Below are 20328 nucleotides of genomic sequence, written 5' to 3' on the forward strand. Positions count from 1 at the left end.
GTCTGATCAGATGTGAAAGGTCTGGCCGGTCTGCAAGCCTTCGACACTCTTGGCGTAGGCCAATGCCACATCGGCCGCTGGAACCGGTTTGAAGCCGCGGAAGTACGGTGCGTATTTGCCCATGGCTTCGACCAGCACGTTCGGGCTGATCGAGTTGACCCGCAGTCCGCGCGGCAATTCGATAGCGGCGGCACGGACAAAGCTGTCCAGCGCACCGTTGACCAATGCTGCCGAGGCGCCGCTGCGGATCGGGTCGTGGCTGAGCACGCCGGTGGTGAAGGTGAACGACGCGCCGTCATTGGCGAACTCGCGACCGATCAGCAGCAAGTTGACCTGGCCCATCAACTTGTCTTTCAGGCCCAGGGCAAAACTCTCTTCGGTCATTTCATCCAATGGGGCGAAGGTCACGTTGCCGGCGGCGCAGACCAACGCATCGAACTTGCCCGTTTGCTCAAACAGTTTGCGAATCGAGTCGCTGTCACTGATATCCACCTGGAAGTCTCCGCTATTGCGGCCAATGCGAATGATCTCGTGGCGCTGGGACAGTTCCTTGTCGACGGCCGAACCGATGGTGCCGCCTGCGCCGATCAAAAGAATTTTCATGCTGGCTGATCCTCGTATCGATTGAATGAGGCTTCAGTTTAGAGTGGTTTTTTCTACGGATAAGCGCACTAATAGGCAACCTTTGGTTTTCAAATGGAAACAATCCATGAGCGAGATGGATGACCTGGCGGCATTCGCCGTGTTGATCGAAGCGGGCAGTTTTACCTTGGCGGCGCAGCAATTAGGTTGCAGCAAGGGCCAGTTGTCCAAGCGCATCAGCCAGTTGGAAGCGCAGTTTTGCGTGGTCCTGCTGCAACGCACTACCCGGCGCTTGAGCCTGACGGCGGCAGGCGCTGCGTTGTTGCCCCAGGCCCAGGCGCTGGTGGTGCAAGTCGAGCGCGCGCGCCAGGCGCTGGCGCGCCTGAAGGACGACATGGCCGGCCCGGTAAGGATGACGGTACCAGTGTCACTCGGGGAAACCTTTTTCGATGGCTTGTTGCTGGAGTTCTCCGCCCAGTATCCCGAGGTGCAGATCGAGCTCGAGCTCAACAACAGTTACCGTGATCTGTCCCGTGACGGTTTCGATCTGGCGATCCGCTCCGATGTGGCAGTTGACCAGCGCCTGGTGGCGCGCCCGCTACTGGCGTGGCGGGAATTGACCTGCGCCAGCCCGGCCTATCTGGAGCAATACGGTGAGCCGCAGACCCCTCAGGCGCTGGCCGAGCATCGTTGCTTGCTTAACAGCCACTACAGTGGCCGGGAGGAGTGGTTGTATCACCAACAACACGAGCTGCTGCGGGTGCGGGTTTCGGGGCCGTTCGCCAGCAACCATTACAACCTGTTGAAAAAAGCCGCACTGGCTGGCGCCGGCATTGCCCGCCTGCCGTCCTACGTATTGCCGGCGGAACTGGCTGACGGGCGTTTGCGATGGCTCCTGCGTGATTATCAGACACGGAGCATGCCGATGTACCTGGTGCATCCGTATCAGGGTGGTTTGCCCAAGCGTACGCAAGTATTGGCGGATTATTTGATAGGTTGGTTCAAGCGCAGCGGGGAAGCGTTGGATCGGCTGTAGATCATCACGCGGCCCCTGTAGATACTCTGTTCACGGTCAAGCTTTCGCGAGATGTTTTTTGCTAAAAAGCTTGGCCGTATTAAATTCTTCTCCGGAGCGCATGCATGCCCATAACCCGGTTAGGTATTTGCGCATGACCGCGCCGATGGCTTGCATTTTCTTCTTGCCGCGCGCTACCAGTGCCTCGTAGAAGGCCTTCACATTCTCATCACAACGGATTGCCGTCATCGCCGGCATGAACATCGCTGCACGCAAGTAAGCATTACCGCACTTGGACATTCGTCCTGGCCGGTTCACGCTGGTGCCTGACTGGGTCAGTCTGACATCCAGGCCTGCATAGCGGCTTACCTGTGCCGATTTAAGCGTCACTGGAAGGGTCGTCAGCTCAGCCAGTGCGGCGATGGCCGAGGCCTCTCCAACGCCGGGCGCCGCCATCATGCAGCGAAACTGCAAACTCAGATCCGGGCATTTGGCGATGGCCTCACGTGCGGCTTTCTTCAAGCGATCAATCCGGGAGTCCAGTCCTGCAATCGCCTCCTTCTCATCCTCGATCAGCAGCTCCACACTCGTTTCTGTTGCTTGTAGGGCGTGTAATTCGTTTTTGGCTCGTGTTCGATGGCCAATCAGTCGGTTGATGTGGCGACCAATCGCACGCAGCATCATCTGTTCCGCAGTGGGCGGGACCCACAGCCTAGGCCCCATACGCTCGCCGTATTCGGCCAGCAGTTGGGCATCGATCTGGTCAGTCTTGCTGTTTTGCAACATCAGCTTGGCAAAGTTGTGGAAGCTTTTGGGATTGATCACCGAGACCGGCAAGCCGGCGGCGTGCAACTCCATCGCAAGATCCAGGTAGTAAATACCGGTGGCCTCCATGACAACGCTTAGCGGCTTGAGACGTAGCAGCTTTTCCACAGCGGCCTTGCGACCTTTGGGTGTGTGCTGAATGTCTCCATTGCCTGCTGCTTTGCCGTTCTGCCGCCATCCCATGGCTGAACTGCGAGCACTGATATCTATGCCGACATGCGCATTCATTGCTTTTCACTTCCTTGGCTTTAGGTAAGATTGCACCTGGTTCCCCCGACCTCGAACTTCATGCCACTGCAACCTTGTAATGCGAAGTCCGACTTGTCGGCTTCTCGATACTCTTCGTGGTGGGCAATGAGGCGGGGGGGCCTCTCTACAGACAAGGTCAGGAGCAAATCCTGCCTTCAGGAGCGATCGGCCTCCCCCAGAAACGCACTTACTTGTGTGTACGCTGCCGAGCTTAACCTCTCTCGCTGGGTACAGGGACAACATACAAGGAGCGAGCATGCTCGCGATGGAGGCCCGGGCGCCGCGGGCTTCAAACAGCCCGCGTTTTCGTTAACGTCCATCGCGAGCATGCTCGCTCCTACAGGGGGGCAATGTGGTTGTTGAAGTTTTTGGTGGGCATAAAAAAACGGCCCGCAAAGGCCGTTTCTTGTTTACCGTCAAGGCTTAGCCGCCCAAGTACGCATCACGCACTTTCGGATCTGTCAGCAGCGCTTCACCGGTCCCTGTCATCACCACCCGGCCGTTTTCCAGCACGTAGGCGCGGTCAGCGATTTTCAGGGCCTGGTTGGCGTTCTGCTCGACCAGGAACACCGTCACACCGTCCTTGCGCAGCTGTTCGATGATATCGAAGATCTGCTGGATGATGATCGGGGCCAGGCCCAGCGAAGGCTCATCGAGCAGCAGCAGCTTGGGCTTGCTCATCAGCGCACGGCCGATGGCGAGCATTTGCTGTTCGCCGCCGGACATGGTGCCGCCACGCTGGCTGAAGCGCTCTTTCAAACGTGGGAAAAGTCCGAGAACTTTGTCCATCTGTTCCTGATAATCGCCTTTGGCGGTGAAGAAACCACCCATGGAAAGGTTTTCTTCCACGGTCAGACGGGAAAACACCCGACGACCTTCCGGCACCACGGCAATGCTCTTGCGCATGATATGCGAAGAGTCCTGCCCGACCAGTTCCTCACCCATGTAGCGGATGCTGCCGCTGTGGGCGCGTGGCGAACCGCACAGGGTCATCAACAGCGTGGATTTGCCGGCACCGTTGGCGCCGATCAGGGTCACGATCTCGCCCTGGCGGACTTCGACGTTGACGCTGTGCAGGGCCTGGATTTTGCCGTAGAAAGTGGAAACGTTTTCGAACTGCAGCATTTACGCTTCCCCCAGGTAGGCTTTGATCACTTCAGGATTGTCGCGGATCTGTTCCGGCGTACCATCGGCCAGAGGCGTGCCCTGGTTTATCACGACGATGTGGTCGGAAATGCTCATGACCAGTTTCATGTCGTGTTCGATCAGCAGCACGGTGACGTTGTGCTCTTCACGCAACATGCTGATCAGCGCCTTGAGATCTTCGGTCTCCTTCGGGTTCAGGCCGGCGGCCGGTTCGTCGAGCATGAGGATCCGGGGACGGGTCATCATGCAGCGGGCGATTTCCAGGCGCCGTTGCTGACCGTAGGCCAGGGTGCCGGCCGGACGGTTGGCGAACTCCTTGAGGTTGACCTTTTCCAGCCAGAACTCGGCGAAATCCATGGCCTCACGTTCGCTCTTGCGGAAACCCGGAGTCTTGAACAGGCCGGCCAGGAAATTGGTATTCAGGTGACGATGCTGGGCGATCAAGAGATTCTCGACCGCGGTCATGTCCTTGAACAACCGCACGTTCTGGAAGGTTCGCACCACGCCTTTGAGGGCGATCTTGTGGCCCGGCAGGCCCTCGATCGGCTCGCCATCGAGCAGGATGCTGCCGCCGCTCGGCTTGTAGAAGCCGGTCAGGCAGTTGAACACGGTGGTCTTGCCGGCGCCGTTGGGGCCGATCAGTGCAACCACCTGTTTCTCTTTGACGCTCAAGGCAACGCCGTTGACCGCCAGCAAGCCGCCGAAGCGCATGCTCAGGTTTTCTACTTTAAGGATCTCGCGGCTCATTTGCGCAGCTCCATGTGAGGACGTTGCATGGGCAGCAGACCCTGAGGGCGCCAGATCATCATCAGTACCATCAAGGCACCGAACATCAACATGCGGTACTCACTGAACTCACGCATCATTTCCGGCAGCAGGATCATCACCACCGCGGCCAGGATCACGCCCAGCTGCGAGCCCATGCCACCCAATACCACGATGGCGAGGATGATCGCCGACTCGATGAAGGTGAAGGACTCCGGTGTCACCAGGCCCTGACGGGCAGCGAAGAAGCTACCGGCGAAACCGGCGAAGCTTGCACCCAGGGTGAACGCCGAAAGCTTGATGATGGTCGGGTTCAGACCCAGCGCACGGCAGGCGATTTCGTCTTCACGCAATGCTTCCCACGCGCGGCCAAGCGGCATGCGCAGCAAGCGGTTGATGACGAACAGCGCGCCGAGTGCCAGCAACAGAGCAACCAGGTAGAGGAAAATCACCTTGTTGATCGAGTTGTAGGCGATGCCGAAATACTCATGGAAGGTCTGCATCCCTTCGGCGGCTTTACGTTCGAAGGTCAGGCCGAAGAACGTTGGTTTCTCGATGTTGCTGATGCCGTTCGGACCGCCCGTGAGGCCGGTCAGGTTACGCAGGAACAGACGGATGATTTCACCGAAGCCCAGGGTCACGATCGCCAGGTAGTCACCGCGCAAACGCAGTACCGGGAAACCGAGCAGGAAGCCGAAGGTGGCTGCCATCAGACCGGCGATTGGCAGGCAGATCCAGAAGCTCAGACCGTAGTAGTGCGACAGCAGCGCATAGCTGTAGGCGCCAACGGCGTAGAAGCCGACGTAACCGAGGTCGAGCAGGCCAGCCAGACCGACCACGATGTTCAGGCCCAGGCCCAACATCACGTAGATCAGCACCAGCGTCGCAATATCCACTGCGCCGCGAGAACCGAAGAACGGCCAGACCAGGGCGCCGGCGATCAACGCAATGATGATCCAGCGCTGGGTGGTCGGCAGGGTCAGGAAGTTGCTGGCCTTGGCCGGAATCAGCGGCATGCTCGGCGAGGAGCGCCAGGCCGAGCTGATCTGCTGGTCGAACAAAACGCGCAGGAACATCAGCACCGAGCACACGGCGATGGTGATCAACGTGGCGTCGCTGGTGCCATGAACTTCGAGGTTGATGCCAACGATGGTCAGCTTCAGACCGAGTACCGGATAGGCAACGGCCCATACCAGCAAGGCACTGAACAGTGCCTGTTTAAGATTCCTAGTCATACCTTCTCAACCTCCGGACGGCCCAGCAGGCCGGTTGGCCGGAACAACAACACCAAAACCAAGAGACCGAAAGCCACGACGTCCTTGTACTGGTCGCCGAAGATATCGGCACCGAAGGCTTCCGCCACGCCCAGTACCAGCCCGCCAAGCATGGCGCCCGGAATGCTGCCGATACCGCCCAGTACCGCTGCGGTGAAGGCCTTGAGGCCGACCAGGAATCCGGCGTTCGGGTTGATCACACCGTATTGCATGCTCAGCAGCACGGCCGCGATGGCCGCCAGCGCTGCACCGATGACGAAGGTCAGGGCGATGATGTTGTTGGTGTTGATACCCAGCAGGTTGGCCATCTTGATGTCTTCGGCACAGGCGCGACAGGCGCGACCCAGGCGAGAGCGGGAGATGAACAGCGTCAGGCCGAGCATGGCGACCAGGGTCACCACGAACACCACGATTTGCATGTAGGAAATCAGCACTTCATGTGCGCCACCCGGTCCGAAGGTAAAGTTGCCCGGAATCAGGTTGGGGATGGATTTGTCCTTGGAGTCTTGCGCCAGCAGAACCGTGTTCTGCAGGAAGATCGACATGCCGATGGCGGAAATCAGCGGGATCAGACGGTTGCTGCCGCGCAAGGGGCGGTAGGCGATCCGTTCGATGCTGTAGCCGTAGGCACTGGTGACGACGATGGTCGCCAGGAAAGCGGCGGTCATCAACAGCGGAACACTGTCGAGTCCCAGCATGGCCAGCCCGGCGATGGCGATGAACGCCACGTAGGAGCCGATCATGTACACCTCGCCGTGGGCGAAGTTGATCATTCCAATGATGCCGTAAACCATCGTATAGCCGATGGCGATCAGGGCATACGTGCTGCCAATGGTCAGACCATTAACCAGCTGTTGGAAGAAGTGATAGATGTCAGGCATTACAGCGCTCCTAAAAACCTGATACGCATTTCACTGGTGGAGTCATTTTCCCGCCCGGGCCCCGTGGATCTGCATCCACTTCGAATCCGGGGTTTGCCAGCGAACCGCTGATGACGGTTTTGAGATTTTCAGGTGGGGAGACTAGCGGATCACGCCAGCGCGGCCCAGATACGTTCGTAAAACAAAGCCCACGGCACGCCGTGGGCTTTATTGGCAGTCAGTCAGGCAACGCCTTACTGAGGCTTGGCTTCAGTTTTTGGTTTGCCGAAGTGCCACTCGTAAACCACGAATTTGAAGTCTTTCAGGTCGCCCTTGGCGTCGAAGCTCAGGTCACCGGTTGGAGTCTTGAAGGTACCGGCGTGGATGGCTTCAGCCACTTTGGCGGAGTCTTCGGACTTGGCTGCCTTGATACCTTCGGCAATGACGGTCACAGCCGAGTAGGCCGGGAACACGAACGGACCGCTTGGATCTTCTTTCTTGGCCTTGAACGCATCAGCCAGGGCGACGTTGGCCGGATCCTGGTCGAAGGATTTCGGCAAGGTCACCAGCAGGCCTTCGGAAGCGTCCTTGGCGATCTGCGAGATGGAATCGTTACCCACGCCTTCCGGACCCATGAACTTGGCTTTCAGGCCTTTTTCCTGGGATTGGCGCAGGATCAGGCCCAGCTCCGGGTGGTAGCCGCCGTAGTAGACGAAGTCGACGTTGGCTTGCTTGAGCTTGGCGATCATCGACGAGAAGTCCTTGTCGCCGGCGTTGACGCCTTCGAACACGGCAACCTTGACGCCTTTGCCTTCCAGGGTTGTCTTCACGGCGGTGGCGATGCCTTCACCGTATTGCTGTTTGTCGTGCAGGACGGCAACGATTTTCGGTTTTACGAAATCGGCGATGTAGTTACCGGCGGCAGGGCCCTGGGCGCTGTCCAAGCCGATGGTGCGGAACACCATTTTGTAACCACGGGCGGTGATGTCCGGGCTGGTGGCGGCCGGGGTGATCATGATCACGCCTTCGTCTTCGTAGATGTCCGAAGCCGGTTGAGTGGAGCTGGAGCACAGGTGGCCGACCACGAACTTGACGCCGTCGTTGACGACCTTGTTCGCGACCGCTACCGCTTGTTTCGGATCACAGGCGTCATCGTACTCAACGGCTTCGAGCTTCTTGCCGTCTACGCCGCCTTTAGCGTTGATCTGTTCAATGGCCATTTTGGCGCCGCTGAACTGCATGTCGCCGTATTGGGCTACAGGACCGGTCTTGGGGCCGGCGATGCCGATCTTGATGGTGTCAGCTGCGAACGAATGGCTGGCAACCCCGGCCAGAACCATAGCGGCAAACAGTTTGGAAATCTGCTTAGTAGCCTTAGTCATAGTGCTCCACTCTTACTGTTGTAATTTTTATAGTCCTGGCGCCGTTGGCGGCAGAACCGGGTCAGATATCTACGACATCCCCCGGAAATGCCCCCCGGCAACTGTACCGGTACAGTGTAGAGCGCCGATTGTCAGCCTGGGAAGCTGGCGCCAGGGGGCAAAACTTGGGGGTGTCGCTTTTTTGAAAGAAAAAGTCAGAATTGCGGCGGGGGTTTGACGGGCTTATAGCCATTTTCCGTGCATTCCTTGGCTTTCCTGCGCTTTTCATTCGGTAATGCAAATTGCTTCTGGGTTTTTCTGCCCGACCACCGACGTTATCATTGCGTCGATTTCTTTTCCGGACCGGACCCATGACTGAAGAACCTAGCACCCTCTATGCCAAGCTGCTTGGAGAAACCGCATCTATTACCTGGAAGGAGTTGGAGCCGTTCTTCGCCAAGGGTGCCCTATTGTGGGTCGACCCCGGCCTGGATTTGATCGCTGCCGCCGAGGCCATGGCGACCGATGACGGCGAGAAAGTGGCTGCCTGGCTGGCCGCCGACAAAGTCGCCAAGCTGTCTGAAACGCGGGCGCTGGATCTTTTCCAACGCGATCCGCCGTTGTGGGCAGTGGTGGTTTCACCGTGGATTATGATTCAGGAAAAGGCGCAGGCATGAGTGATTGCACCATGCTGGTGCGATGGCTTGGCGGGATAAGTGTGTAGCCGAGTAGCGTGATGGCAGGTTGCCGTAGAGAAAGGCCACGCTTCACGGTGACGTAAACGTAACGGGAACAGTTGGGGGAGCATCCTGCGGACTGCTTAATTGTTTCTGGATGTTGAATTTGTGCTGTATGAGAGGCCGTCATCGCGAGCAAGCTCGCTCCCACAGGGGGAGGTGGTGTTCACAAAATTGTGCCCAACACCGATCACTGTGGGAGCGAGCTTGCTCGCGATTGGCGGCGACCCGGTTTTGCGCCGGACTTAGAAAGTCTTGCCCGTATGGTTATTCAGCGAAATAACCTTGGTCTTGCCGATCCGGTGACGATAGATCTCACGCAGGTATTTAATCGCTTTCTTCACGCAATCGCGGGACAGGCGGATGTCGTTGATCGAGACAAACTTGTCCTTGTCGTTGATCAACTCGCGATACTTTTTCTCGTACATCGGTTTGATCGCATACCAATTGGTATCGAGAATTTTCGCCGGGTTCTCGAACTCGTTGAGCAGGTCGTCGATCAGGTCTTCATCGAATTGTTCGTTGATGATGAAGTCCAGCACCGAGTTGTCCAGGGTGTCATCGAAGCGGTAAGGGGTGCGCGCAAAGCAACGCTTGATAAACGCCACGATCAAGGTCAGGAAATCGTCCGACAGGCACGGGCTCTTGGCGATCAGGGTGGTCAGCGAAAGGTTGGCCGAGGCGCCGATCACTAGTGCATAGCGCTTGAGCGTGGTGTTGGGGAACAGGCTGTTGAGGTGGGTCTTCAAGCGGTTCAGGTCCATGTAGGACAGCTTGTAGTCTTTGGGCAGGGAAACGATCGACACCACCGACGAACAGTTCTTGAAGAAGTGCAGATCGTGCAGGGCGGCCGCGTCGTACCCGGAATTCTTGTACTGCTCCAGCGACGCCCGATAGCGCTTGGACTCGATCGGCAGCAAACTGATGCCTTCGATGGCCTGGGTGACCTTGTTGAAGTGCGGCAGGTCGATCGAGCGGAAGAACAGGTCGTCGATGTTCAGGCGCTGCGGTTCTTTGTCGAAGACCTTGAATTTGTCGCTGCTCGGCGGCGGGGTTTCCGGCACCACGGATTCGGCATAGGCAATGGCCACCGGGCCGGCAAGGCTCATGAACAGGTCGTTGGCGTCCAGGCGAATGGTTTCGCCGATGTCGATGCCGGCACGGCGGAAATAGTTCTGGTCGTAGTCGGTCGTGACAGCCTGCGCGGTCAGAATGTTGAAGATCTGCTGCGAGATGTACTGGTTGGCATGCTTTTCCATCGCGTTGACGTCGATGTTCTGGATGTTGCCGTCATCGCTTTCTTCGGCGTAGCGCATGATGTCGTTGGAGATCAGCATCATCGCGTTCCATGGGCGGATACGGCCCATGACACTGGCTTCACTGCTGTCTTCGTTGGCGAAGTTGTAGGAGAAGTCCCATTCTTCCGACAGGTATTTGCACAGCAGGCGGCCGGCGTTGATGTGCAACGCTTCGGACATTTCACTGCGGTGATCGGAAATGTTCGGCAGTACGCAGATGCCGCTGGTGAAGATCGGCTCGAAGACGAAGGAGTGGCCACTTTTGCTGTCGTGCTCGTCCATCGGCTTGGTGTCGAACGTCTTGCTCATGTACGAGTGTTGCTGGGCCAGGCCGAACTCCGAGGCCATGCCAGAGCCGGTACCGCCACCGGCACTGAAGATCGAAAAATACAGGCGCGACTGGTTGGCCTTGATGCCGCAGCTGTCGATCAGGTACGAGTGAATCATCTTCCAGTCGGGACTGGAGAAACGCTGGGTGTCCTTGTTCAGGATGATCTTGGCCAGGTACTGGCCGAGGATCGGCGCGTTACCGGCACCCCCGGCATGGACTTCCGACAGGTCCATGATTTTCATTTTGCTGTAGTCGCGCAGGAAACCGCTTTTTTCGCCTTTGCGTGAGAAGCGGATACGCCCCGCAATGTCCTTGTCCAGGTCGCCCAGCATCACCAGCGGTTCTACCAGGAACACCGGTTTGGTGGCCTTGTTCGACCCCAGGCGCAAATTGTTACGAATCCACTGTGCCGGGCTGTAGCCTTTTTCCGCATAGCGCTTGTCTGGCGAGAGGCGATCTTCGTTGTTGAATTCGTTGAGGTAGAACTTGCGGGCGTTGTAGACCAGTTCCGCGACATCCAGTGCGATGTTCGAACCGCAGCGGCCCAGGCCAATCAGGCACACCGACGGAAATTCCTGATCGTTGTGCTGTTCGTTGTCGCCTTCCAGATGCGCTGGGCGGGGGAACACCATGTCGCGCAGGCCGTCGAGGTTGTCGAGGATGCGATCGGTGTTGGTTTCGGTGAAGTACAGGTATTGCTGGGTCGCGAGCGGGCGCGACGGCGTCAATGGCTTCGACGGTGCGGGGCTGTTCGCCGCCGGGCTCAGCGTCAGGTCGGAAAGGGCAGGGGCCGGGTTGTTTTTAGAAGTCATTGTTCGCCATGTACCTGGGCTGGTTGGTCAGGCGACATACTGTCGTCGACCGTCACGGAATGAGAACTCGCGTCTTTTATCAGCGCGTATTTATCCCGGGCGGCGCAGTCACGCTTGTGCGTCGCTCGGCGGAATCCTTTCCTGAGTCTTGATAAATCGGCCAATATTCGGTGTTCTTTAATCCAAAGGAGGCAAAATGATGTCAACGCTACCGGCCCTGGGTTTTGCCGGAATCGGCCTGATGGGCCTGCCGATGTGCCGGCGTTTGCTCGCCGCGGGTTACCCACTGACGGTGTGGAACCGTAATCCGGCCAAGTGCGCACCGCTGGTCGAGGCGGGTGCACGCCAGGTCGCTACGCCTGCCGAGTTGTGCGAGCACGCCGAGGTGGTCATGTTGTGTCTGGCGGATACCTCGGTGGTTCGCGAGGTGGTTTTCGGCAAGTCGGGCATTGCCGAGGGGGCGAAAAAGGATCAACTGCTGGTGGATTTTTCCAGCCTGGAACCCACGGCGACCCGGGAGATGGCGACAGAACTTGGCAAAGCAGGCATGGGTTGGCTGGATGCGCCGGTGTCCGGTGGGGTGGTGGGTGCCGAAGCCGGCAGCCTGGCGATCATGGTCGGCGGCACCGTGGCAGACCTTGAACGCGTCAAACCGGTTTTGTTGAGTCTCGGCCAGCGAGTGACGCACATGGGCGCCGTGGGAGCGGGGCAGGTGACCAAGGCCTGCAACCAGATGATCGTTGCTTGCAATGCGCTGGTCATCGCCGAAGTGGTGGCCTTGGCGGAGCGCTCCGGGGTCGATGCCAGCCTGATCGCCGAGGCACTGGCCGGTGGGTTTGCCGATTCAAGGCCCTTGCAGTTTCTGGCGCCGCAAATGGCCGAGAGTCGTTTTGAACCGGTCAAATGGCACGTGCGGACTTTGCTCAAGGATCTGGACTCTGCGGTGAAGTTTTCCCGCGAACAAGGTTCGGCGACGCCGATCAGCGGCCTGGCAGCGCAATTGATGCGTCTGCATGGGAGCCAGGGTTTCCTCGAGAAAGACCCGTCTACATTAGTGCAGTTGTACCGTGAGCCAGACTCAGGTGCGTGACGCTGTACGAATGTTTGCGCTGGTTGATTTCGTTCAGCACGGGCTGCAGTTCGCTCAGCGGTACCGGACGGCTGAGCAGGTACCCTTGGACGAAGTCGCAGCCGTGGCATTCGAGAAACTGGTACTGCTCGAAGGTTTCGACGCCTTCGGTAACCACCTCCAGATGCAGGGTGTGGGCCATGACGATGATGGCCTGGACGATCTCCATGTCCTGGGTGGCTTTTGGAATGTCCTGGATGAATGAGCGGTCGATCTTCAGCGTGTTCAGCGGCAAGCGCTTGAGGTAAGCCAGGGATGAATAACCGGTGCCAAAGTCATCGATCGACAGCGAAACGCCGAGGGCGCGTACCTGCCGCAGCGACACCAGCGTATCGGCAATGCTGCCCATCAGCGCATTCTCGGTGACCTCCAGTTCCAGTCGATAAGGCTCCACCCCGGCACTGCGCAACGCCAGTGAGATTTCGTCGCTCAGTTCTTCGCGCGCCAGGGTCAGGGGTGAGCAATTGATGGCGATCTTCAAGTGCTCGCAACCCTGGCGCGACAGCTCGCTCAAATCCTCACAGGCCTTGCGCAGCACCCAGTTGTCCAGCTCGGTGATCAGGCCATTGGCCTCGGCGATGCCAATGAAGCGGTCCGGCGCGAGGAATCCGTGGACGGGGTGTTGCCAGCGGATCAACGCTTCGAGTTTGCTGACCTGGCCGGTTTTGAGGTCATAGATCGGTTGGTAATAGAGCATCAGGCCCGTTTCTTCGCGCAGGGCATGGCGCAGTTCCTCCTCCAGTTGCAGCTCCAGCATGGCGCGCGCTTTCAGGTTGGCACTGAAGAAATTCAGGGCGTTACGGCCGCTGTCCTTGGATTGATACATCGCCAGGTCGGCGTTTTTCAGCAGTTCTTCACAGGTCTTGCCGTCCTCGGGAAACACGCTGATGCCGATGCTGGTGGTCATGACCATGCGCCGCCCGGACAGCTCGATGGGTTCCTTCAATTTCAGCATGATGCGCTGGGCCATCTGTCGCGCTTCTTCACGGTCATGCAGGTCGATGAGGATGCAGAATTCGTCGCCACCAAAGCGTGCCACCACATCGTCATGGGTGCGTACCGAGCTTTTGATGTGCCGGGCGAGCACCTTGAGCAGTTCATCGCCGGCATCGTGGCCGAGGCTGTCATTGATGCGCTTGAAATGGTCGATGTCGAGGAACAGGACGGCGAGCATGCCGCCTGCGTGAGTACGCTCCAAGAGCTTCTCGGCGAAGAGCTGGTTGAACCCGCGACGGTTGACCAGGTTGGTCAGGGCGTCATAGTGCGCCACCTGTTGCAGGGACATGCGCGCCTGGTCCAGTTGGCTGAGCAGCGAGTTGACCCGCAGCAGGTCACGATCCTTGTGCTGCAGCTTCTTGTCCGCCAGCGCCGCGCTGATGCAACTGCCCATGATGAGCAGCGTCATGACAGCTACCGTCAGGCCCAGTTGCAGATGGTTGTTTTCACCGGGCTGGGTCAACAGGCTGCCGGTTGGCAGTACCAGGTTGAAGGCGGCCATGCCAGTGAAATGCAGGCTGTAGATGCCTGCTCCCAGCACCAGGCTGGCGCCGCATTTGAGCAGCTGGTGAAAAATACCCCCGCCATTGCGCAGATAGCTCGCCAGCAGTAGCGCCGCCAGACTGGCGCCGATAGCGATCATGATGGAAAGGATGAACAGTGCAGGTTGGTAATAAGCTGTCGCTTGCGAACGCATGGCGGCCATGCCCACGTAGTGCATGGTGGCGATGCCCAGACCAATGATGATCGACGCCTTGCAGCATTGCCGGAAATTCAGGGTAGGCAGGCTGAGGGTGTGCATCGCCAGCCATGACGCACACAGGGCGATCAACAGCGACAAGAGTGTAATGGGCAAATGGTAATGCACGTCGATCGGCGCCTGGAATGCCAGCATGCCAATGAAGTGCATGGCCCAGATTCCGCCGGCCAGGCATCCGGCGCCGATCCAGCGCCATAGACGTTGCGAAGCAGGTTTTTGCGCCTGGGCAATCCGTTCGGCCATATCCAGCGTGGCAAAACAGCCGGCGCAGGCGACCAGAAAAGCCAGCAGCACCAGAAAAGGGTCATGTACGCAATGGAGTATGACCTGTCCGCTGTCTGCTAGCTCTGTAGTGAAATGCAGACCAAGCCACTCCATCGCATGCCCCGTGTTTATCTCCCTGGCCAGCAATCAACGCTGGCGAATGTGTTGGAGTATAGAGGCCGTGGATTGATCGCAAGGGATAGTGGCACATTGTCTCCCAATGATTTTGGAATGGGCCTTAGTTCGTTTGGAAATATAATGTTGCATGGGCCGCATCGGTTTCCATGAACGGGTATCAGCTTTACGAATAATTACAGACAGTCCTGGCCTGCCTGACTAGATTGCAGGTTCCGGGCTCGGATGCACTGGAATTGAAGCCCCCATAACAATAAAAGAGACGGACCCATGCAGAACTCGACCCAAGCGGCGAATGCCTGGCGCATTCTGTTCCTGCTTTTCCTGGCCAACCTGTTCAACTTCTTCGACCGCACGATCCCGGCCATCATCATCGAACCGATCCGCATGGAGTGGCACCTCAGCGACTTTCAACTGGGGATCATCGGTACCGCCTTTACCATCGTCTATGCGATCGCCGGCCTGCCGCTGGGACGAATGGCCGATACCGGCTCGCGCAGCAAGTTGATGGGTTGGGGCCTGGCGGCGTGGAGCGGCCTGACCGCAGTCAACGGCATGGTCGGTAGCTTCTGGAGTTTCCTGATTGTGCGCATGGGCATCGGTATCGGTGAAGCCAGTTACGCACCGGCCGCCAACTCGCTGATCGGCGACTTGTTCCCGGCGCATCGCCGGGCGCGGGCCATGGGCATATTCATGCTCGGGCTGCCGTTGGGTCTGTTGTTGGCGTTCTTCACCATCGGCGCGATGGTCAAGGCGTTTGACAGCTGGCGTGCTCCGTTCTTCATTGCCGCTGTGCCGGGGCTGATCCTGGCGATCTTCATGTTTTTCATCAAGGAACCCAAGCGCGGTGCGGCCGAAAGCGTGCAGGTGTCGCAGGAGAAGGTTGACCGGCCTATCCGCCGTATCCTGGCGGTGCCGACTTTCCTGTGGCTGGTGTTGGCCGGGCTGTGCTTCAACTTCGCGACATATGCCTGCAATTCGTTTCTGGTGCCGATGCTGCAGCGTTACTTCCTGATGCCGTTGCAGGAAGCGGCGGTGGCGACCGGGATCATTGTCGGCGTGACCGGGTTGGTCGGCCTGACCCTGGGTGGCTGGGTGGCTGACAAGATCCATCAGCGGGTCGCCAATGGGCGTCTGTTGTTTGCCGCGTTCAGTTTGATTATCTCGACCTTGTGTACTGCCTGGGCGCTGCATTCGGGGCGGATCGAGATCGGCGTGTTCGTGGCCGTGTTCAGTCTGGGCTGGTTGTTTGCTTATAACTTTTACACCTGCGTTTACACGGCGATTCAGGACGTGGTCGAGCCACGCCTGCGTGCGACGGCCATGGCCCTGTTTTTTGCCGGGTTGTACTTGTTGGGTGGCGGTCTTGGACCGGTCGTGGTGGGCGGGTTATCCGATCACTTTGCCCACACGGCGATGCTTACGGCGGGTGCCGAGCAGATGACCGAGGCGTTCAAGGCGGTAGGCCTGCATGATGCAATGTACCTGATCCCGGTGGCGCTGTTTTTCACCATGGTGTTTCTGGTGTTGGCTTCGCGGTGTTTTGTGAGGGATGCCAAGCGGATGAAGGATGGGTTGGTGGGGGTAGTTGAACCAGTGGGTTCTGCGGCGACTGCATAATCGCTATCGCGGGCAAGCCCGCTCCCACAGGGCTGCGGGTGGGCATGATCGTTCCCACGCTCCGCGTGGGAATGCAGCCCGGGACGCTCCGCGTCCCTTTCGAGAGCTGGAACGCGGAGCGTCCCTTGAGGCATTCCCACGCAGAGCGTGGGAACGATCAGGCCCGCATCGCTGCGGGCCTTTTTGTTCAAGCGGTGGAGCAGGGGACTTAACCCGCCACCAACACCCGGATCGCTTCCAGTCGCAGCGCAGCCTTGTCGAGCATGGCCAGGCCTTGTTCGCGTTGCTTGCGCAAGGCAACCAGTTCGCTGTCACGTACGGTCGGGTTGACCGCTTGCAACGCGGTCAGGCGTGCCAGTTCTTCGTCGGTATCGGCGGCCAGGCGACGTTGCGCCTCTGCCACGCGTTCGGCGTGACGTGGGTAGATCTTGTCTTCGCCGGCGTTGATCCTTGGCGTCAGCTGATCGCGCTGGGCCTGGATGAACTTGTTGGCGCTGGCGCGCGGCACGCTTTCCAGTTGATCGTTCAAGGTCTCGAACGACACCCGGGCCGACAGGTCATTGCCATTGGCATCGAGCAGGCAGCGCAGGGCGGCCGGCGGCAGGTAGCGGCCCAGTTGCAGCGAGCGCGGGGCGACTACTTCGCTGACGTAGAGCAGTTCCAGCAACACGGTGCCAGGTTTCAGCGCCTTGTTCTTGATCAGCGCCACGGCGGTGTTGCCCATGGAGCCGGACAGCACCAGGTCCATGCCGCCCTGGACCATCGGGTGTTCCCAGGTGATGAACTGCATGTCTTCGCGCGACAGCGCCTGGTTGCGGTCGTAGGTGATGGTAACGCCTTCGTCGTCGCCCAGCGGGAAGCTGGCGTCGAGCATTTTTTCGCTCGGCTTGAGGATCAGGGCGTTTTCCGAATGGTCTTCGCTGTCGATGCCGAATGCATCGAACAGGGTTTCCATGTAAATCGGCAGGGCGAACTGGTCGTCTTGCTCGAGGATGGCTTCGACCAGCGCATCGCCTTCACCGGCACCACCGGAATTGAGTTCCAGCAAGCGATCACGGCCGCTGTGCAGTTCGGCTTCCAGGCGCTCACGCTCGGTACGGGCTTCGTCGATCAGCGCTTGCCATTCTCCATCGTCGGCTTCTTCGAGCAACGGCAGCAGGCGCGGGCCGAACTGATGTTGCAAGGCGTTGCCGGTCGGACAGGTGTTGAGGAACGCGTTCAGTGCTTCGTGGTACCACTGGAACAGGCGCCCTTGCGGGCTGGTTTCCAGGTACGGCACGTGCAGTTCGATCGTGTGCTTCTGGCCGATCCGGTCCAGACGACCGATACGTTGTTCCAGCAGGTCCGGGTGGGATGGCAGGTCGAACAGCACCAGGTGATGAGAGAATTGGAAGTTGCGGCCTTCACTGCCGATTTCCGAGCAGATCAGCACTTGCGCGCCAAACTCTTCGTCGGCGAAGTAGGCGGCGGCGCGGTCACGCTCGAGGATGTTCATGCCCTCGTGGAACACCGTGGCCGGGATGCCGGAACGCACGCGCAGCGCGTCTTCCAGGTCCATGGCGGTTTCGGCGTGGGCGCAGATCACCAGTACCTTGGTGCGCTTGAGCATTTTCAACTGGTCGATCAGCCACTCGACGCGCGGGTCGAATTTCCACCAGCGCTCTTCTTCGTTGGCGTCCGGCTGGGCCTGGAAGCTGACTTCCGGGTACAACTCGGCGTGATCGCCCAGCGGCAGTTCGAGGTATTCGTCCGGGCACGGCAGCGGGTAAGGATGCAGTTTGCGCTCCGGGAAACCCTGGACCGCGGCACGGGTATTACGGAACAGCACACGGCCGGTGCCGTGGCGATCCAGCAGTTCGCGCACCAGGCGGGCGCTGGCCTCGGTGTCGCCATCGTTGACGGCGGTCAGCAGGGCTTCGCCTTCGTTACCGAGGAAGCCATGAATGGTTTCATGGGCTTGCGGCGACAGGCGACCTTTTTCCAGCAGCTCCTGAACGGCCTCGGCCACCGGGCGATAGTTTTCGCTCTCGGCGCGGAACGCAGCCAGGTCGTGGAAGCGGTTCGGATCGAGCAGGCGCAGACGGGCGAAGTGACTGTCCTGGCCCAGCTGTTCCGGAGTCGCGGTCAACAGCAGGACGCCCGGGATCGTTTCAGCAAGTTGCTCGACCAGAGAGTATTCAGGGCTGGCCTGATCTTCGTGCCACACCAGGTGGTGTGCTTCGTCGACCACCAGCAAGTCCCAACCGGCCGCAAACAGCGCGTCCTGGGCTTTCTCGTCGTCCACCAGCCACTCCAGGGCCACCAGGGCGAGCTGGGTGTCTTCGAACGGGTTGGAGGCATCGCTTTCGATGAAGCGTTCTTCGTCGAACAGCGCGACCTGCAGGTTAAAGCGGCGGCGCATCTCCACCAGCCACTGGTGCTGGAGGTTTTCCGGCACCAGGATCAGTACGCGATTGGCGCGGCCCGAGAGCAGTTGGCGATGGATCACCAGACCGGCTTCGATGGTTTTACCCAGGCCCACTTCGTCTGCCAGCAGAACCCGTGGTGCAATGCGGTCGGCCACTTCGCGGGCGATGTGCAGCTGGTGCGCGATCGGTTGCGCACGCACGCCACCCAGGCCCCACAGCGAGGACTGCAGTTGGCGGCTGGTGTGTTCCAGGGTGTGATAACGCAGGGCGAACCAGGCCAGGGGGTCGATCTGCCCGGCGAACAGACGGTCGCTGGCGAGACGGAACTGAATGAAGTTCGACAGTTGGGTTTCCGGCAGGGTGACCACTTCGTTCTGCGCGTCGAGGCCGTGATAGACCAGCAGGCCATCGACGTCGTCGACTTCGCGTACGGTCAGTTTCCAGCCTTCGAAGTGAGTGATGGTGTCACCCGGTGAAAACCGCACACGTGTGAGGGGCGCATTCCGTAGCGCGTACTGGCGAGTGTCGCCAGTGGCCGGGTAGAGCACGGTCAGCAAGCGGCCGTCCTGTGCCAGAACGGTGCCCAAACCCAGCTCCGCTTCGCTGTCACTGATCCAGCGTTGCCCCGGTTGATACTGCTGCGCCATGCTGCCTGACTCCCACCTTGAAAAAGCGGGCTATCTTAACGGAATCAGGTCTCCAGACCAAAGGAATACCTGTGCAGGAACTGCCTTGGGCTGCGATCTTTTGATCTTGCCGGGCTGAAGAAATCGTAGCCTGCGATAGTTGCCGCCGTGCCAATCGGGACACAGTTTGCGACCGATGGCTCAAGTCGTCGTCGCCGCGGCCGACAGCCTGCTGACAGGAGACTGATAAATATGCTGCCACCGATGCTCCCCTTGAGTGCCGTGCCGATCACTTCCCAGCACGACCCGGTTCGCCCGCGCCCGGATATCGCGCCCGTCGTGCCGATGCAGGAAAGCGCCAGCGACAGCACCATCGACCTGCAAAAGCGCGATCCGGAAGAGGCCGCCCTGCTGCTGCGCGAGGAACAGCGGCGTAAGCAAGAGCAACAAAGACGCCGCCGTGAAGCCGACGAGGACCCTGAAGCGCACATGGCGATCCCGGGCAATGAACTCAATGCCGACAACACCGTGCCGGTGGCCCCGTTGATGGAAGGCCAGCCTCGTCAGGGGGTGTGGGTCGACATCGAGATTTAAGCCCGTGGCTGGTCAGCGCCGTCGCCAGACCGCATTATTGGCACAATCCTGCCGAAGCCTGCGGCAACTGAATTTCATTTCAAGCGATGCACTGACGCCATGAGCCAAGATGACAAGCTGATCGACCTTAATGCCGAACGCGCCAAGCGTGTCCATGACCTTAACGACAAGCGCCTGAATGAAGTGCGCCAGGCGTTCGAGCAGGCCATGCCGTTGGGCAAAGCGAAGAAAAAGCCGAAGAACAAACCCAAAAAGCGTTGAATCCCCCCTGCATCGATTGATGCAGGTCATTTTTTCCCTCCTTCCGTGCCCGGTCCCGGGCAACATTGATCCCGGTCAATATTCTCTCCTGCCCGATTGGTTACCTTGGCTCCATCGCAACAGGGCAACTGCAGGAGACGCGTCATGTTTTTCGACAACGTGGTGATCGCCGGAGTGCTGACCGTCAGCCTCATGCTTATGTTTTTCGCAGGGTTCGGATTTTTTATCTGGAAAGACTCGCACAAGCGGAAAAAGCCGTAGGTCTTTCTGGATGCAATGA

The 20328-nt window shown here is 59.1% G+C and carries 17 protein-coding genes; 7 read left to right on the forward strand and 10 right to left on the reverse strand.

Features of this window, described 5'->3' with window-relative positions; all coding sequences use genetic code 11:
- Positions 1 to 6: 6 nt before the first annotated feature.
- Positions 7 to 603, reverse strand: coding sequence for a short chain dehydrogenase (locus ACA054_RS06665; RefSeq protein WP_497688692.1), 597 nt, complete (start codon positions 601 to 603; stop codon positions 7 to 9).
- A gap of 106 nt (positions 604 to 709) precedes the next feature.
- On the opposite strand from ACA054_RS06665, the gene ACA054_RS06670 reads away from it, so the two are divergent.
- A complete protein-coding gene (locus ACA054_RS06670) occupies positions 710 to 1618 on the forward strand; it encodes a LysR family transcriptional regulator (RefSeq protein WP_497688693.1) in 909 nt (302 codons plus the stop codon).
- 36 nt (positions 1619 to 1654) lie between these two features.
- On the opposite strand, the gene ACA054_RS06675 is transcribed toward ACA054_RS06670, so the two are convergent.
- The 6 genes from ACA054_RS06675 to ACA054_RS06700 form a co-directional block, all read right to left on the reverse strand.
- Complete coding sequence (locus ACA054_RS06675; RefSeq protein ID WP_497685826.1) at positions 1655 to 2650, reverse strand: IS110 family RNA-guided transposase; 996 nt, start codon at positions 2648 to 2650, stop codon at positions 1655 to 1657.
- 444 nt (positions 2651 to 3094) lie between these two features.
- Positions 3095 to 3796 carry an ABC transporter ATP-binding protein gene (locus ACA054_RS06680; RefSeq protein ID WP_497688694.1) on the reverse strand — a complete coding sequence of 234 codons (702 nt, stop codon included), beginning with the start codon at positions 3794 to 3796 and terminating at the stop codon, positions 3095 to 3097.
- Positions 3797 to 4564 carry a high-affinity branched-chain amino acid ABC transporter ATP-binding protein LivG gene (gene livG / locus ACA054_RS06685; RefSeq protein ID WP_497688695.1) on the reverse strand — a complete coding sequence of 256 codons (768 nt, stop codon included), beginning with the start codon at positions 4562 to 4564 and terminating at the stop codon, positions 3797 to 3799.
- Positions 4561 to 5817, reverse strand: coding sequence for a high-affinity branched-chain amino acid ABC transporter permease LivM (locus ACA054_RS06690; protein WP_497688696.1), 1257 nt, complete (start codon positions 5815 to 5817; stop codon positions 4561 to 4563). The genes livG and ACA054_RS06690 overlap by 4 nt, the downstream gene beginning before the upstream one ends.
- Positions 5814 to 6737, reverse strand: coding sequence for a high-affinity branched-chain amino acid ABC transporter permease LivH (gene livH, locus ACA054_RS06695; protein WP_497688697.1), 924 nt, complete (start codon positions 6735 to 6737; stop codon positions 5814 to 5816). Before livH ends, ACA054_RS06690 begins: the two co-directional genes overlap by 4 nt.
- A 233-nt stretch (positions 6738 to 6970) precedes the next feature.
- Positions 6971 to 8098 carry a branched-chain amino acid ABC transporter substrate-binding protein gene (locus ACA054_RS06700; RefSeq protein ID WP_497688698.1) on the reverse strand — a complete coding sequence of 376 codons (1128 nt, stop codon included), beginning with the start codon at positions 8096 to 8098 and terminating at the stop codon, positions 6971 to 6973.
- Positions 8099 to 8448: 350 nt separating this feature from the next.
- Between ACA054_RS06700 and ACA054_RS06705 the strand changes: the two genes are divergently transcribed.
- A complete protein-coding gene (locus ACA054_RS06705; RefSeq protein WP_497688699.1) occupies positions 8449 to 8754 on the forward strand; it encodes a DUF2288 domain-containing protein in 306 nt (101 codons plus the stop codon).
- A 305-nt stretch (positions 8755 to 9059) separates the two neighbouring features.
- Here the strand turns inward: ACA054_RS06705 and ACA054_RS06710 are convergent, their stop codons facing one another.
- On the reverse strand, positions 9060 to 11255 hold the full coding sequence (locus ACA054_RS06710; protein ID WP_497688700.1) for a hypothetical protein: 2196 nt from the start codon (positions 11253 to 11255) through the stop codon (positions 9060 to 9062).
- A gap of 196 nt (positions 11256 to 11451) precedes the next feature.
- On the opposite strand from ACA054_RS06710, the gene ACA054_RS06715 reads away from it, so the two are divergent.
- Complete coding sequence (locus ACA054_RS06715) at positions 11452 to 12345, forward strand: NAD(P)-dependent oxidoreductase (protein WP_497688701.1); 894 nt, start codon at positions 11452 to 11454, stop codon at positions 12343 to 12345.
- Here the strand turns inward: ACA054_RS06715 and ACA054_RS06720 are convergent.
- Positions 12302 to 14518, reverse strand: a complete 2217-nt coding sequence (locus ACA054_RS06720; protein WP_497688702.1) for a putative bifunctional diguanylate cyclase/phosphodiesterase — start codon at positions 14516 to 14518, stop codon at positions 12302 to 12304. The two genes, ACA054_RS06715 and ACA054_RS06720, sit on opposite strands and share 44 nt — an antisense overlap.
- A 291-nt stretch (positions 14519 to 14809) precedes the next feature.
- On the opposite strand from ACA054_RS06720, the gene ACA054_RS06725 reads away from it, so the two are divergent.
- Positions 14810 to 16159, forward strand: coding sequence for a spinster family MFS transporter (locus tag ACA054_RS06725; RefSeq protein ID WP_497688703.1), 1350 nt, complete (start codon positions 14810 to 14812; stop codon positions 16157 to 16159).
- 208 nt (positions 16160 to 16367) lie between these two features.
- Here ACA054_RS06725 and rapA read toward each other — a convergent pair whose 3' ends face one another.
- Positions 16368 to 19214, reverse strand: coding sequence for an RNA polymerase-associated protein RapA (gene rapA, locus ACA054_RS06730; RefSeq protein WP_497688704.1), 2847 nt, complete (start codon positions 19212 to 19214; stop codon positions 16368 to 16370).
- Between the two features lie 231 nt (positions 19215 to 19445).
- Here rapA and ACA054_RS06735 point away from each other — a divergent pair, with 231 nt between their 5' ends.
- The 3 genes from ACA054_RS06735 (at position 19446) to ccoM (ending at position 20309) form a co-directional block, all read left to right on the forward strand.
- Positions 19446 to 19787, forward strand: a complete 342-nt coding sequence (locus ACA054_RS06735; protein ID WP_497688705.1) for an aspartate-semialdehyde dehydrogenase — start codon at positions 19446 to 19448, stop codon at positions 19785 to 19787.
- 99 nt (positions 19788 to 19886) lie between these two features.
- Positions 19887 to 20048 (forward strand): hypothetical protein, encoded by a 162-nt coding sequence (locus ACA054_RS06740; RefSeq protein ID WP_008016476.1) that lies wholly within the window; start codon positions 19887 to 19889, stop codon positions 20046 to 20048.
- Positions 20049 to 20192: 144 nt separating this feature from the next.
- Positions 20193 to 20309, forward strand: coding sequence for a cytochrome c oxidase subunit CcoM (gene ccoM / locus ACA054_RS06745; RefSeq protein WP_306167737.1), 117 nt, complete (start codon positions 20193 to 20195; stop codon positions 20307 to 20309).
- Positions 20310 to 20328: the final 19 nt, after the last annotated feature.

It is taken from the genome of Pseudomonas sp. LBUM1653 (assembly GCF_059716115.1).

Excerpts from the sequence above, each read along its gene's own strand:
- ACA054_RS06670 (WP_497688693.1), top strand. The coding sequence starts at position 710 with ATGAGCGAGATGGATGACCTGGCGGCATTCGCCGTGTTGATCGAAGCG.
- rapA (WP_497688704.1), bottom strand. The coding sequence starts at position 19,214 with ATGGCGCAGCAGTATCAACCGGGGCAACGCTGGATCAGTGACAGCGAA.
- ccoM (WP_306167737.1), top strand. The coding sequence starts at position 20,193 with ATGTTTTTCGACAACGTGGTGATCGCCGGAGTGCTGACCGTCAGCCTC.
- ACA054_RS06705 (WP_497688699.1), top strand. The coding sequence starts at position 8,449 with ATGACTGAAGAACCTAGCACCCTCTATGCCAAGCTGCTTGGAGAAACC.
- ACA054_RS06665 (WP_497688692.1), bottom strand. The coding sequence starts at position 603 with ATGAAAATTCTTTTGATCGGCGCAGGCGGCACCATCGGTTCGGCCGTC.
- ACA054_RS06675 (WP_497685826.1), bottom strand. The coding sequence starts at position 2,650 with ATGAATGCGCATGTCGGCATAGATATCAGTGCTCGCAGTTCAGCCATG.
- ACA054_RS06690 (WP_497688696.1), bottom strand. The coding sequence starts at position 5,817 with ATGACTAGGAATCTTAAACAGGCACTGTTCAGTGCCTTGCTGGTATGG.
- ACA054_RS06710 (WP_497688700.1), bottom strand. The coding sequence starts at position 11,255 with ATGACTTCTAAAAACAACCCGGCCCCTGCCCTTTCCGACCTGACGCTG.
- livH (WP_497688697.1), bottom strand. The coding sequence starts at position 6,737 with ATGCCTGACATCTATCACTTCTTCCAACAGCTGGTTAATGGTCTGACC.
- ACA054_RS06725 (WP_497688703.1), top strand. The coding sequence starts at position 14,810 with ATGCAGAACTCGACCCAAGCGGCGAATGCCTGGCGCATTCTGTTCCTG.
- ACA054_RS06735 (WP_497688705.1), top strand. The coding sequence starts at position 19,446 with ATGCTGCCACCGATGCTCCCCTTGAGTGCCGTGCCGATCACTTCCCAG.
- ACA054_RS06740 (WP_008016476.1), top strand. The coding sequence starts at position 19,887 with ATGAGCCAAGATGACAAGCTGATCGACCTTAATGCCGAACGCGCCAAG.
- ACA054_RS06680 (WP_497688694.1), bottom strand. The coding sequence starts at position 3,796 with ATGCTGCAGTTCGAAAACGTTTCCACTTTCTACGGCAAAATCCAGGCC.
- livG (WP_497688695.1), bottom strand. The coding sequence starts at position 4,564 with ATGAGCCGCGAGATCCTTAAAGTAGAAAACCTGAGCATGCGCTTCGGC.
- ACA054_RS06720 (WP_497688702.1), bottom strand. The coding sequence starts at position 14,518 with ATGGAGTGGCTTGGTCTGCATTTCACTACAGAGCTAGCAGACAGCGGA.
- ACA054_RS06715 (WP_497688701.1), top strand. The coding sequence starts at position 11,452 with ATGATGTCAACGCTACCGGCCCTGGGTTTTGCCGGAATCGGCCTGATG.
- ACA054_RS06700 (WP_497688698.1), bottom strand. The coding sequence starts at position 8,098 with ATGACTAAGGCTACTAAGCAGATTTCCAAACTGTTTGCCGCTATGGTT.